Annotated in this window: 11 protein-coding genes and 1 pseudogene; 1 reads left to right on the top strand and 11 read right to left on the bottom strand. The window is 40.3% G+C overall.

Annotated features, from left to right (window positions below; all coding sequences use genetic code 11):
• Positions 1-59 precede the first annotated feature (59 nt).
• The gene (locus IEV36_RS09920; RefSeq protein ID WP_050560017.1) at positions 60-1,664 is read left to right on the top strand and encodes a M28 family peptidase; all 1,605 of its coding nucleotides are present in this window, start codon (positions 60-62) and stop codon (positions 1,662-1,664) included.
• A gap of 337 nt (positions 1,665-2,001) precedes the next feature.
• Here IEV36_RS09920 and IEV36_RS09915 read toward each other — a convergent pair whose 3' ends face one another.
• From IEV36_RS09915 to IEV36_RS09865, 11 genes and pseudogenes are all read right to left on the bottom strand, one after another.
• Positions 2,002-2,283 (bottom strand): hypothetical protein, encoded by a 282-nt coding sequence (locus IEV36_RS09915; protein WP_004770553.1) that lies wholly within the window; start codon positions 2,281-2,283, stop codon positions 2,002-2,004.
• Positions 2,284-2,637: 354 nt separating this feature from the next.
• Positions 2,638-2,847 (bottom strand): hypothetical protein, encoded by a 210-nt coding sequence (locus IEV36_RS09910; RefSeq protein ID WP_004770555.1) that lies wholly within the window; start codon positions 2,845-2,847, stop codon positions 2,638-2,640.
• A 40-nt stretch (positions 2,848-2,887) separates the two neighbouring features.
• A complete protein-coding gene (locus IEV36_RS09905) occupies positions 2,888-3,481 on the bottom strand; it encodes a LysE family translocator (protein ID WP_005258647.1) in 594 nt (197 codons plus the stop codon).
• 366 nt (positions 3,482-3,847) lie between these two features.
• Positions 3,848-5,566, bottom strand: coding sequence for an acetyl/propionyl/methylcrotonyl-CoA carboxylase subunit alpha (locus tag IEV36_RS09900; protein ID WP_005258649.1), 1,719 nt, complete (start codon positions 5,564-5,566; stop codon positions 3,848-3,850).
• Complete coding sequence (locus tag IEV36_RS09895; protein WP_005258651.1) at positions 5,566-7,149, bottom strand: 5-oxoprolinase subunit B/C family protein; 1,584 nt, start codon at positions 7,147-7,149, stop codon at positions 5,566-5,568. Before IEV36_RS09895 ends, IEV36_RS09900 begins: the two co-directional genes overlap by 1 nt.
• 32 nt (positions 7,150-7,181) lie before the next feature.
• On the bottom strand, positions 7,182-7,997 hold the full coding sequence (locus IEV36_RS09890) for a putative hydro-lyase (RefSeq protein WP_155757690.1): 816 nt from the start codon (positions 7,995-7,997) through the stop codon (positions 7,182-7,184).
• A 2-nt stretch (positions 7,998-7,999) separates the two neighbouring features.
• Positions 8,000-8,764, bottom strand: coding sequence for a LamB/YcsF family protein (locus IEV36_RS09885; protein WP_005258655.1), 765 nt, complete (start codon positions 8,762-8,764; stop codon positions 8,000-8,002).
• Positions 8,765-8,798: 34 nt separating this feature from the next.
• Positions 8,799-10,053: pseudogene (locus tag IEV36_RS09880) on the bottom strand (NRAMP family divalent metal transporter).
• 338 nt (positions 10,054-10,391) lie between these two features.
• Positions 10,392-11,303, bottom strand: coding sequence for a LysR family transcriptional regulator MumR (gene mumR, locus IEV36_RS09875; protein ID WP_004770567.1), 912 nt, complete (start codon positions 11,301-11,303; stop codon positions 10,392-10,394).
• Between the two features lie 109 nt (positions 11,304-11,412).
• Positions 11,413-12,357, bottom strand: a complete 945-nt coding sequence (locus IEV36_RS09870) for a DUF4424 family protein (protein ID WP_005258666.1) — start codon at positions 12,355-12,357, stop codon at positions 11,413-11,415.
• Between the two features lie 271 nt (positions 12,358-12,628).
• Positions 12,629-13,645, bottom strand: a complete 1,017-nt coding sequence (locus tag IEV36_RS09865; RefSeq protein ID WP_155757705.1) for a fatty acid desaturase — start codon at positions 13,643-13,645, stop codon at positions 12,629-12,631.
• Positions 13,646-13,790: the final 145 nt, after the last annotated feature.

Below are 13,790 nucleotides of genomic sequence, written 5' to 3'. Positions count from 1 at the left end.
CAAATAAATTAAATTTTAAATAGCGCACATCCAATATGGAGAAAGAAATGAACATCAGGATGAATCAACGTTCATATCGCAAATTTGCCTCAGCTTGTCTATTGGGACTGTTTATTTCAGGTTGTGGAAATGATCATCAGTCCTCTTCAGATACCTCTCCTTCCAAAGATCAAGAATGGCCGACTCAAAGCCTGCCAGCAAGTGCAGCAATTAAGGTTGATGAAACACAATTCTTACCAACCCAGCTCATGCGTGAGTGGCATAAAGAACTCGATGCCTATGGTTTACGTACACCAGGTTCTGAATCACATGAAGCTTATACGCAGGATCTATATAAACGTTTGCAAAAAGCAGGTGTGAAAGATGTACATCTTGAAGAAATCAAGATTAAAGTCTGGGAACCCACTTCATGGAATTTAGGGATTAGTTCTGGTATCAACCAATATGAAACCGTGAGTGCATCTTATGTGCCCTATTCTGGCATTACACCTACTCAAGGCACCACCGCTGAACTTAAATATTTAACACCAACTCAATTACAAAGCTTATTAACTGGGGCTACCTCTATTGAAAGTCTGGCAGCCGAGTATGCAGATAAAATTGTGCTTTTAGATTTTCCAACTCCCGCACTCACTGTAAACTTCTACGCCAATCGAGCAATAAGTACATACGACCCAGATCATACCCTCAACCCATCAGATCCCTATAAACGTTCAGCAAATGGCATGGGTTCTGTCATTAATCTGCTCAAAGGCTTTAAAGCAATTAATGCCAAGGGAATTGTATTTATTGCTAACGATGCAGGCAGTAAAGAACTTGCTCAAATTTATGCACCGTTCTATGCCGAGGTTTATGGTTTACCAGGTTTTTATGTAGATATGGCAACAGGCGTCAAACTACGCCAAGAAGCTAATGCTAAGCATACTGTTCAAATTAAACTGAACGCGACAGAAAGAGAAGTGACGACCCAAAATATCATCGGCACTATTGCTGGAAAAAGTGATGAACTGATTGTACTGAATAGTCATACTGATGGTACGAATGGTGTTGAGGACAATGGACCAAATGCAGTCATTGATATTGCCCAATATCTGACTCGACTACCTCAAAAGTCTTTAGATCGAAGTGTCATGATCATGCTGTCGACGGGCCATTTCTTTGCAGGTAGCGGGATCCGTAGTTTTCTGGATCAGCACAAAAATGATGGTATTGCGGATCGAATCAACGCTGCGATCACGATCGAACACTTGGGTATCAATGAATGGGTTCCAAATGAAAAAGGTGTGCTCACTGCAACGGGTAAAAAAGAGTTTGGAGCTATATTTACTTCTAACCAACCAGCCCTTGTCGAGTTATCTAAGCAATGGCCAGTCAATGCCAAAGCGGGTGCAACCTTTATCATGCCGCCATTACATCCAAATGGAAGCTATGCTGAAGATTCGGTCTGGCCAGGTGAAGGACACTATTTCTGGGGTGCTGGTGGTATTCCAACCATCAACTATCTCACAGGACCAGCGTACTTGCTGAACTATGGTCTTGATACCGTAGATTTTGTTGATTTTGATTTGTTACATCGACAAACTGCAGCCTTTACCCAAATGACGATGGATCTAACACGCGTACCACGTAGCGAATTACCACGAAGAGAAACTACGGCAAATTAAAATGCTCTAAACCTCTTCAATGATCTAATCTTTAAAATAAAAGGCATCAGATGATGTCTTTTATTATTTAAAGTCATCATTTTATTGTTGATTTTTAAAATCTTAGGCACTGTTATTTTTTATCTAAATAGCTTGAAAATTTACGGAATTGACAAAGGAATATCATTAAATAGAGCTTTGGATGGGGATGAGATATTGAGTAAAAAATCTAGACTTCTATTTTTAATTTATTCTTATTGAATTAAAATCTTGTTATTTATATTCTTTTAATGAAACAAGAATTTCACACTATCATTCAAACATCTTCCTTCTATTGACTCATTTTATCCAATATTGATCAGCGCCCCAAACATCTACACTCACCAAATATTTTATAAACAAGTTGCGCAGGTGCATCTAGCGGATAAACTTGCGTATCCTTAAAGTAAAGGATTAAACCATTATCCAGTACGGTCAAAATTTTGTTCTTTATTCTCAATATCACGCCCTTTTTGATTAAGCTATTTAGCTTACCGGCAATCACTTCATATTGATAAAAGGAAACAATCTGCCCTAATTTTAAAGTATTCGGATTAAACCGCTTATACTTTTTACATGTTTTACAAATCCATTCAATCATTAAAGACACCCTATAAAAAAGAGTGTTCATTATATAAAGACATCAACTAAAAAATTATCATTAAAACCATTTAAATTTAACAGTTAATGTATTTAATAAAAATCAGGAATAATCCCATCATTAATTAATATAATTTCTTTATAAAAAACAACAAATCAAATACGGTTAAGCATCTTGTTTATTATATTTTTTAATTTCCAATAATTTTCGAACACTTGGCTTCTAGGAAATAGATAGATACAAGTAAGAAAATTTAAATAATTCAATCGAATAATAATAGCAACAAAAAATTCCATGACTTTTGATCATGGAATTCATCTTATCATCGAGAATATAAGTTTCTCAATAACTCAATTATAGTTCCTCTATAAATCTATAGATACGGCCATCTTTTGGGTTTTCATAAAGAAGTTCCATATTTGGCAGAAGGATCTCTCCTTCAATTTCAATGTGTTCTATTCTTTTAAATAAAGGGATTTCTTGATCATTCGCCTTTCGAATTAAGGCAACGGCTATGTTTTCAGCCTCAAATTGATCCTTTACTTTGATTTTTATATTGTTCATCAAATAACTCCATTTTAAAAATCAAAAAAAACTAAATAAATTAAAAAGATGTAATTGCCGAAAAAGCTAAAGGCATTGCAAAAAAAGTTAAAATAAAAGCAGCAGTTCGTTGCAAGTTACGTTGATTTAACCAAACGACTTTATTAGAAATCAACATGGTTCCAAAAGCAATCCATAAAAATGCAATTGGCGTAATCAGGGCTAAAAATGTTCCCATATGGATAAAATATTGATCTGGATTCAACCATGCTGTATGTGGAAAGACTGCTGAAGCAAATAATAACGCTTTCGGGTTAAGCAGTGTTGCAACAAATAATGCCTTAGATGTAATCAATGGCTGATTTAAATCAATTTCTTTTGTTGAGGTTAACCAAAGCTTTACAGCTAAATAAATAATAAAAACAGCACTAAATAGCTTTAATAACGGAGGCAACCACGGTACTAAATGGGAAACCGACTCCAGTAAAAATCCCCAAGTTGTAATCGCAATAAGATAGCCTAAAACCTCAGATGGGATTAATTTAAGTGAATGCTTTACACCAACCTGAATTCCAGATGAAGCCAATAATGTATTCGTTGGACCGGGTGTAAGTAAAATCGTAATGATCAAACCAATGAATAAAAATGACACCATAGGCAAATTCCTTTGCTAAGTTTGCAAGCGAATATCGCAAATAAAAACAAAGTTTGTCGACTAAAGGGTTGTAACGAAAAATGTAGCTCTTCTTGTTAAATATTAAAAAACAATAAGTTAAAAGCAAAAACTAATCAGGTGAAACTTTCCTTAACTCAGGTAAATATGTGATTAAAATCACAATTTAAAATTAAAACTCTCTCTGTAATTTAGTTATATTTCACACAATATTTTGATTCTTCAACAAAATTTAGCCTTATATCTGATTATATATTTTTCTATTTCAAACAAATAGGTTGAATTCAGCCTGATAGAGCAGATTAGCGTTATCAGGCCAAAAAATTTTTGTAAGTTTCTTGAATAAACTTAACGGATCGTGCCAATGATGCTATCTGCCTGACAAGTCGTGCCCTTCTCTGCACCAATCTGAATCACACCACTACGGTGTGCCAGTACCTGCACTTCCATTTTCATAGCTTCCATAATGGCAACCACTTGGCCTTCGGTGACTTGCTCACCATTTTCGACTTTCCAAGCGCTCATCACACCATTAATTGGGGCAAGTAAATGCTCGGCACTTACTTCTGGCTCGGCTGTTTGTGCTTGAACTGCGCTTGCTGGGCCTTGTGCAAACATGCCCGCAGGTAAACCTAAACGATGTAACTTGCCATCAATTTCAATGTAGCTGAGTAGCATTGGTTGTTGATGGTTTGGAATGCCTCGTTTCGTCGGCTTTAACTCTTGTTTAAAGTCGTTTTCAATCCAGCGCGTATGTACATTAAACTCATCGGTAAAATCAGGTTCATTGAGTACTGCACGGTGAAAGTCTAAAACTGAAGCTACGCCTTCAATTTTAAATTGCTTCAATGCACGTTTAGCACGAGCAATTGCAATTTCACGAGTTGGACCAGTCACAATCAGCTTTGCCATGAGTGAGTCAAAGTGGCTAGACACTAAAGAGCCAGTCCGAACACCTGTATCGACACGTACACCGTGACCAAACGGCGCTTCAAATAAACTCAACACACCAAATGCAGGAATAAAGCCACGTGCTGGGTCTTCGGCATTTATACGAAACTCAATGGCATGGCCTTGGGCTTTCGGTGTTTCTTTAATAGAAAGCACTTCACCTTGCGCAACACGAATTTGCTCAACCACTAAATCGACTTTTGAGGTTTCTTCGGTAACGGGATGCTCAACTTGCAAACGTGTGTTTACTTCTAAGAATGAAAGCTTGCCATCACGACTCAGTAAATATTCAACTGTACCCGCACCGACATAGTTTGCGGCCTGACAAATGTTTTTTGCCGAGCTTAAAATTTGTTGAAAAATCTCGTCGCTAATAAATGGTGCTGGCGCTTCTTCAACTAACTTCTGGTTACGACGTTGCAACGAACAATCACGTGTGCCAAGCACCACAATGTTTCCATGCTGATCGGCAATCACTTGCGCTTCTACATGGCGCGGTTTATCAAGATATTGCTCGACAAAACATTCACCACGACCAAAGGCAGCTTTTGCCTCTCGTACTGCCGACTCATAAAGCTCTTGAACCTCTTCGAGTTTCCACGCAACTTTTAAGCCGCGACCACCACCACCAAACGCAGCTTTAATGGCAATGGGTAAACCAAATTGCTTGGCAAACTCTAAAGCTTCATCTGCGTTATTGAGTGGATCTTGCGTACCCTGAACCAACGGCGCACCAACTGAAGCAGCAATTTTACGTGCTTCGATTTTATCACCTAGCTTTTCAATGGCACTTGGTGATGGCCCGACCCATTTTAAGCCCGCATCAATCACGGCTTGGGCAAACTCAGCACGTTCAGATAAAAAGCCATAACCCGGATGAACCATCGTCGCTTTTGATTTCTTTGCAACTTCAATAATGGCAGGAATATTTAAATAGGTTTCACTGGCAGTCGCACCAGCCAAGCCCCATGCTTCATCTGCAAGTTCGACATGCATGCTGCCAATGTCATCATCTGCATATAACGCGACCGAAGCAATTCCCATATCGCGGCAAGCATGGATAATACGAACGGCAATTTCACCACGATTCGCAATCAATAATTTTTCTGTATTCATCATTCATTCTCAAAATCTGTAAATTCAGCAATTTTTTTAAATTTGATGCGGCAACCTGCTGGAATCTGTGCCACCAAGTCCCAATGGTGTTTAGCAACAGAGCCAATGACCGGATATCCGCCCGTTAAAGGGTGATCATTCATAAATAAAACGGGTTGGCCGCTCGGCGGTATCTGCAAAGCACCAATACATGTGCCTTCACTTTCCAGCTCGTAGGTAATTTTGCGAGTTAGGGGCTGCTCACCTGACAGTCTTAGCCCGACTCGGTTGCTTTCATTGGTCACAAGCCATTCTTGCTGACAGAGCAGTCCAATACTGTCTTGTTCAAACCAGTCTGTACGCGGCCCCATCACAATATCTAGCTCAACGACTTCGCCAGCTTGTGGCAAGTCACTTTTGCCCACTTCATTTAGACTAATGTTGGCTGCCTTTATCTGCCCTTGATAAATGGTATCTCCAAGCTTTAAAGGTTCTGGCCCTAACACCGCCAAGCTGTCAAATGAAGCGCTATTGAGCACTGGTTCAACATCGATGCCACCACGAACTGCCAAATAGTTTCTTAAACCTGCTGTTGGTGGCTGAATTTGAAATTCATCGCCTTCGTCTAAATCAATCGGTTGATAGCTTGCAAAGTCTGCGGTTTGCCCATCGGCAAATTTCACACGAATATTTGAAATAGCCCCAGCCACCGCAATAACACATGCATGCTGCATCTTGGCTTTTAAGCCGCCATTTAAAACTTCAATAACGGGTGTGTCGGTTGGGTTACCCACAATACGGTTGGCACTATGCATGGCAGATGAATCCATTGCCCCTGCAACCCCAACCCCAATATTGGTTTGGTTTAAGCGCCCTTCGTCTTGAATAAGCATTTGTAAACTTGGCGCAGTGATCGTAAATAGCGGCACAGATTGTTTCTGCTCAACTGTACGTGTGACTTGCTTCGGTACACTCACAGTAGTTGGACTATGCGTGACATCTTCAAAATGTACGGTCATGCCCGGTAAAAGTAGTGCTGGATTTTTACGCTCTAAATCCCACATTTTTTCTGTTGTTGTACCAATTAGCTGCCAGCCACCCGGACTGTCTTTTGGATAAATACCAGAGTATTTTCCAGCCAAACCCAAAGAGCCTGACGGTATTTTTTTACGTGGAACCGTTAAGCGTGGAATATCGGTAAAAGGCTTATCGGGACTGCTCATATAAGCAAAGCCCGGCGCAAAACCAATAAAAGCGACATTCCACACGCTTTCGTGATGTTTTCTAATCACATCGGCTACAGACAGCCCTTGTAACTCGGCAACCTGAGCAAGGTCTTCACCGTCGTAACGAATCTGCACAATCACATCTTGGCTGCTACGCTCAAATCCAGAATCAACTTTAAGGCTCTGAATTGAAGCAACCAGTGTTTTAAAGTTGGTTTCGATCTCGTTGAAAAAAACCAAAATTGTTTTTGCAGCGGGGACTAAGTCTTTAATTCCATTCAATTGCGTATTTTGCAATTTATTGTACAACGCCAAAGTTTCTTCAAGGCTCGGAAGCTCAATCAGAAAACAGTCGGCGTTTACCGATAAAAAACGCATTTGCTTATCCTTTTAATTGTTCTTTAGTCCAATTAGCCTATCCAAGCGCGGTCAGGAATGTCGGTAATAAACATGTGACCCGGTGCATGACTAATCGCAAAAGGAATTTTCGAGTTCATGACTGCTGCTTGCGGTGTTACCCCACATGCCCAAAACACAGGAATTTCACCTGCTTCAATACGAGAAGCATCACCAAAGTCAGGTTTATTTACATCCTTAATGCCCAAACTTTCAGGGTGCCCAATATGTACAGGTGCGCCATGCACGCTTGGCATACGTGCTGTAATTTTTACCGCTTCGCTAATTTGATGCGATGGAATTGGTCGCATAGAAACGACCATGTTTCCTGAAATACGCCCTGCCGATTGACACTGAATATTGCTTAAATACATCGGCACGTTGGTATCGTCATGAATATGGCGAACTTCAATGCCCGCTTCTTGCAAAGCAGTTTCAAACGAAAAACTACAGCCAATTAAGAAAGTCACCAAATCAGGATGGCCGTTGTAAATCTCGCTCGCATCGGTCACTTCATCGACCATTTCGCCATCTTTCCAAATTCGATAGCGCGGGAAGTCAGTTCGGATGTCTGAGTCTGCTGCAAGCTGAGTTGCGTAGATGCCTTCTTCAAGCACATCAAGTACTGGGCAGCTTTGCGGATTGCGATGCGCATAGAGTAAAAAATCATATGCCCACTCTTTTGGCACCGAAATCATGTTGACCTGTGTCATGCCCGCAGCCATGCCTGCCGTTGGTTTATCAAAACCTGCACGGATTTTTAAACGCGCATCTAATGCGGCTTCGAGCTGAGCTGGGTCGACTTTAATATCCTTATACATGATGCTCATCCTTATGTTTTGTTTACAAACGGGCGGATTTCAATATTGTTTTTTACAAGCTCGGCTTTAATGGCTGCTGACATCTCTAGCGCACCGTCGGTGTCGCCATGTAAGCAAATGGTGTCGGCCTGAATTGGCGTAAAGACACCGTCAATTGACTCTACCCCACCATTTTTAAGCATAGACACCACACGGCTCGCCACAAATGCCGAATCGTGTAAAACAGCACCTTCGAGACGACGAGACACCAGTGAACCATCGCTGTTATAAGCACGATCTGCAAATGCTTCAGACACCACTTTTAAACCAGCCGCACGTGCCTGCTCAACTAGGTTCGACCCCGCCAAAGCCACTAAAACCAGTTCAGGGTTATACATTTTAATCGCATCAATCACTGCTGCTGCCTGAGCTTGGTCATGTGCAATGGTGTTATAAAGCGCGCCATGTGGTTTAACATATTGCACTTTTGAACCTGCCACTTTTGCCAAGCCATCGAGTGCAGAAATTTGGTAAAGCACATCGGCAATAAGCTCGTCATGTGACAAATCCATATTACGGCGGCCAAAACCAACAAGGTCTGGATAAGACACATGAGCACCAATGGTCACACCCAGCTCAACAGCTTTACGAACCGTTTTTAAAATGCCGAGCGGGTCGCCAGCATGGAAGCCACACGCAATATTGGCACTGGTCACGACAGGTAAAATCTGGTCATCATTACCCATTTTCCATGAGCCAAAGCTTTCACCCAAATCACTATTTAAATCTACAAACATGGCATTATTCCTTTATCACTTAACAAAGTCTGGCTTAAAGCTTGGTCAAATAGTTAAACACTGTCGTAAACGACATATAGCCCATCCACCACGTCAACAGACATGTTAATCCACCCAAAATAAGTAACCATTTTGGATAGTTGTAATTACCCATTAAATCTTTACGGCACGCGGCAACATACACAAAAATTGTAAGGCCAATTGGCAACACCAGACCGTTAAAACCGCCCACAAAAATGAGTAGACCCGCTGGTGTTGCACCCAATAATACATAGAGCAATAAAGCCAAAGCGATAAAGGTTATGGTCGTATAGTTGGTTTGTTTTGGTGTTAAGTTCTTTTTAAACGCAGTAAAGAATGACACTGAAGTATATGCTGCGCCGATCGTGCTACTAATACCCGCTGCCCAGAAAATTAAACCAAATAATTTAAAACCGAATGTACCCGCTGCATATTGGAATGCTTGAGCTGCCGGATTGGCGTCATGGCTGGCTAAATCAATCGTTGCACCGCTGACCACCACACCTAAAAATGCTAAAAACAATACGTAGCGCATGATGCCGACCACGACAATGCCCTTGGTCGCAGCTCTAGCAACTTCATCAATATTTTCAGGGCCAACCGCGCCTTTATCGAGTAAACGGTGTGCACCTGCATAACAGATATAACCACCCACCGTACCACCGACAATGGTGGTAATAATGGCAAAGTCGATCTGATCTGGCGCAAAGGTTTGCTGTACCGCTTGCCCAACAGGAGGCATTACAATGACTGCGACGATGATGATCAGGATGATTTTCAGCAATCCCAACACGATCATGCTTTTATCCATGGCAAGCGTGGCTTTTCTTGATGCAAAAATCAAAATGGCTAACGCACCACTTAAAATACCGCCCCACTTTGTGTCTAGACCAAAAAGTGCATTTAGACCTAAAGCTGCACCTGCAATGTTACCGACACTAAAGAAAAAACCGCCCAAAATCACCAGAAATGCCAGTAAATAACCACTACCCGGTAATGCTTTATTGGCAATATCTGATGCACGCATTTGAGTCAGTGTTACTACTCGCCAAATGTTTTGTTGAACTACATAATCAATGAGAATGGAAACTAAAATTGCAAAGCCGAATGCAGCGCCTAACTTCACTGTAAATACAGCAGTTTGGGTTAAAAATCCGGGCCCCATTGCTGAGGTTGCCATCATAAAGATCGAGGCGACAATGGCCCATTGGCGATCTGATAAAAAAGAAGATTTCAGTAAAGACATATTGAATGCGTTCCTCATCCATTTGAGCTTCATAACGCTATTTTTAATTTGATTCAGAAGTATCATTTTTGACCAATGATCTTCTTCAATCCTTTTCAATAACCAAGATTCTCTGTTCCTGAATGACCACATGAGTTCATCAAATCTTGTATTTAAGATAAAAACACAGCACCGCCAGCTGAACAATACGACTTTTTACATTAACCGTTAAACCCAAGATTTTGAATTTTAAATATTTTTATTTTCAATATCTTTAATGATAAATTTTACTTATCACGTTCTATAAGCTGTGTTTATCACTTGGCAAATAAGCAATGCTTATAAGAATGAGAAAAAGAACTGGAAAATGCCGCCAATCATTTAAGTATTAATCTGCGCATTCAGTCTTTTCATGGCACTATCTGACACCATCACTGCAACGTCAGTTAATTTTTCTTTCAAGGCCACATCGTTGCCATGAATATACACCGAGGTAAAGTGGAAGGTCTTTAGGCGAATCGGCGTATTTAAGATTTCCAGCCGACCGTCAGTGATCTCCTTCAAGGCGGTTAAGGTCGGCACAACGGCGATGCCCAAACCTTGCTCAGCAAGACGTAGCAGTGTTGCTAATGAATAACTGGTTATTGAAAGTGGCTCATCAATCCCTTGTTCTTTCATTTTTGCTTTGAGTTCTTTGTAAGGATAAGTAATTTTTGGATAGGTCAGAATGGTATGAGACATTAATGTCTTAAATGACATTTGCCCAATTCCACCTTTAAACGAAGGTGAAGCCAAAAAACTTAGTTCGAAATTACACAGTGCCTGTTCGATACATTCAAAGGCTAAGGTTGGCCCAAGCAAAAAGGCCATATCCAGATCACCTGTTCGCACACCTTCCTGTAAGTTAGGCGTCAGATCGACCACAATTTCAACTGAAACTTTGGGGAATTCTTGCTGAACCTTTTCGATATATTCAACTAGCCATGTATAAACAATGGTTTCCGATACACCCAAGCGAATTGTGCCAGTCAAATGCTGGTTTTCAGTCAGCTCAGCCACCAGATCCGTCTCTAGGCGCATAAACTTTTCAGCATACTTAAATAAAGTCATACCCTTATGCGTTGGTTTAAACTGACGAAAACTACGGTCTAGAATCTTAAAACCAAGATCGTTTTCAAGTGCTGTGATTTTTTGAGATACCGCAGGCTGGGTGGTTTGTAATTTTGTTGCAGCCTTATTGAAGCTATTTAAAGTCACCACCCAATAAAATGCTTCCAGATTCTTTAAATTCACGCTTAATCCTGTGTCGTCTCTCCCTAACTCACCTGATAGTATGAGAGTTACACCCCTGATGACGCTAGGCATTTATTGAATTTTTATGAGGATGACCTTCAGTGAGTGCTTATTTCACAGTCACAAAGATAATATCTAGATCATTTTTGGGAATGAAATTGTGCTTGATCATCTGGAATCGGGTTGGGCTAATTTTTTCGACGTTTCCCTTCCAGCAAAAAGACACCAGCTCGTTTTTATCACGCTCAATGGTTAACTTAAAGTTTTCAATCGGCTTGGCCCAGTTTGCTCCTGTGGTCAGGATATAGCTCAAGGCGCTAAACGGCGAATGTTCTGCACTGGCTTTTTTTAGTCCCTGTTTAAATTGGGCGTCCATACAAAATTTCTGATTATATTCATCTGGATATAACGCAACAGAACCACCGACCAATGGTTGATATGCATGTTGAATCTTGGTTAATACATTGGCTTTAAAGGTCTGTTTCCAACTATAAATCACTTGAGATGACCACGGAATCACATCATCTTTTTGGAAATTGGCTAGAATTTTTTGTATTTGTGGCTGCTTACATTGTCTCAATTTATCTTGATAATATTCATAATCATCGTTATTTCTCGCCCAAGGATTGAGCATATCAGTCTGACTAAAGCCACATTGTTTAAATGCATCTGTCGTATCAATGAGCGTCGACTTTTCATCCTTTTGAATAAATGTCCGCACATGCATTTCAGGTTTTATATTTTTTCCATCGACAATAATCTTAAAACTTTTTAGAAGCTGCTCGGTATGCGCGAAATCCGCTTCAAAGAAATTATCGATACGCGGCAAGGGAAATAACACGGTTTCAGTAATATCTTTCTTACTTAAATTGTTATAAACATAATCAACCTTGATCAGCTTTTTGCTAATAAACAGGTCTTCACTTTGCATCACAATCTGTGTATTTTTGAGATATTGAATGCCGCCTGTCCCAACATAGCCCGTAGAATCATTGGCAAGAATAGATGTTGATAATGGAGCTAAACAAACCAAAGCTACTGCAATTTTTTTCATTTTTTAACTGCTCTAATGGAACTTGTTCTTATCAGATATTCATTAGAATCATAGCGTTTATAGAACAACAATGTGAAATTTTTATTATGATGGATGAGAGAAAATCATTTCTATACAGTGAATGTGAATTTTCAATATTCAAGATATTTCATTGAATGCGATCAGTGCAGCCTTCTGCATCCAAGAAGAGATTTTACAAGAATTCAATAAAACAATGTTCTGCCAGCGAGAGGAAGAGTATAACGTCTCCGCTACACTCTTCCTGTTATGCTTAATCGACAATCTTATTCAGTTCCCAACGATTGGCACGCTTGAATGTGCCGAGGTCATTGAATCTAACACCCATATCACGCATCACCTGATGAGCAACGGGTGCAGTCATCTGTCGAAGATAAAAAGGCTCTTTAATCACAAAATGATGGATTGCATGGGTTGAACCAAAATTACAGCAGAATAACTGGAACGGTAGCATCCACCACGGAGTCAACACCTGCGTCTGCTGAATCACATTGCCCAATTCGACATCACCATAATAATGCATATTACTGGTGACAAAGTGTAGGCAAAAAGTCCGTAAGACATTTGGGGCAACCCATACCACGGTCAAAATATTGATCACGTACATGACTTGTAATGTCGTTGCTGACCATAAAATCGGTGCATCAACAATACTTGAAATCGCATTCAGGGCATGGAAACCTAGAAACACATACCAGATTGACCAGTGAATGATACCCAAAGGAAAATAGGCAGCTAAACTCCGCTTAATCACCATTTTTCGGAGATGACTGTCTTTCAGCTTAAATACTCTAAATAAAACAGATAGCCCATTATCGCCCGTAGCAAAAAAGCGCAGTACACCCCATTGCTCACCGTTCCATAATGCTCTTTCCTCAACATCTTTTTCTGTACCCGAACATTTATGATGATTGAAATGCAGTTCTCGACGTAACCAGGGATTAATGGTACTTGGTCGAGCCAGCCAAACCAGCCCCATCATTAAATGATGTGCCCACGGTTTTTTACGAAAATACATCCAGTGAATCAGATCATGTTCTAATTCATGGGTGAAAGAAGCAAAAAATGCAATCAGCGGAATAGTCCACCACACGGAAAGCTGTTGTGTGATGTAAAAATAGGCGGTAGCGCCCATTCCGAGTAAGGAAAATAATAGAATTAAAGCGCCAATGGTATTTTGGTGATTTAAAACAGAATAACGTTTTCTCAATCTAACGCCTTCGTCCATAACGACACGTTTAATATGTTCTGTTTTTTCGGTATCAGTCATACCTGCCGGATCTTTGTATACGTAGCTCATCATCGTTCCTCGATGTTCTTATGACTCTACTGTATTTAGATCGGTGATTTGATGCTTAACCCGAAACGCCAATTTATTGGCTATAGATGCCAATTCATAATTGTCAGCAGAATTG

The sequence above is a fragment of the Acinetobacter vivianii genome (assembly GCF_014635885.1).
Classification (GTDB): domain Bacteria; phylum Pseudomonadota; class Gammaproteobacteria; order Pseudomonadales; family Moraxellaceae; genus Acinetobacter; species Acinetobacter vivianii.
Note: the sequence above shows the minus strand (reverse complement) of the source record. Positions and strands in the feature narration are given on the sequence as shown.

Excerpts from the sequence above, each read along its gene's own strand:
- IEV36_RS09920 (WP_050560017.1), top strand. The coding sequence starts at position 60 with ATGAATCAACGTTCATATCGCAAATTTGCCTCAGCTTGTCTATTGGGA.
- IEV36_RS09915 (WP_004770553.1), bottom strand. The coding sequence starts at position 2,283 with ATGATTGAATGGATTTGTAAAACATGTAAAAAGTATAAGCGGTTTAAT.
- IEV36_RS09910 (WP_004770555.1), bottom strand. The coding sequence starts at position 2,847 with ATGAACAATATAAAAATCAAAGTAAAGGATCAATTTGAGGCTGAAAAC.
- IEV36_RS09905 (WP_005258647.1), bottom strand. The coding sequence starts at position 3,481 with ATGGTGTCATTTTTATTCATTGGTTTGATCATTACGATTTTACTTACA.
- IEV36_RS09900 (WP_005258649.1), bottom strand. The coding sequence starts at position 5,566 with ATGAATACAGAAAAATTATTGATTGCGAATCGTGGTGAAATTGCCGTT.
- IEV36_RS09895 (WP_005258651.1), bottom strand. The coding sequence starts at position 7,149 with ATGCGTTTTTTATCGGTAAACGCCGACTGTTTTCTGATTGAGCTTCCG.
- IEV36_RS09890 (WP_155757690.1), bottom strand. The coding sequence starts at position 7,997 with ATGAGCATCATGTATAAGGATATTAAAGTCGACCCAGCTCAGCTCGAA.
- IEV36_RS09885 (WP_005258655.1), bottom strand. The coding sequence starts at position 8,764 with ATGTTTGTAGATTTAAATAGTGATTTGGGTGAAAGCTTTGGCTCATGG.
- IEV36_RS09870 (WP_005258666.1), bottom strand. The coding sequence starts at position 12,357 with ATGAAAAAAATTGCAGTAGCTTTGGTTTGTTTAGCTCCATTATCAACA.
- IEV36_RS09865 (WP_155757705.1), bottom strand. The coding sequence starts at position 13,645 with ATGACTGATACCGAAAAAACAGAACATATTAAACGTGTCGTTATGGAC.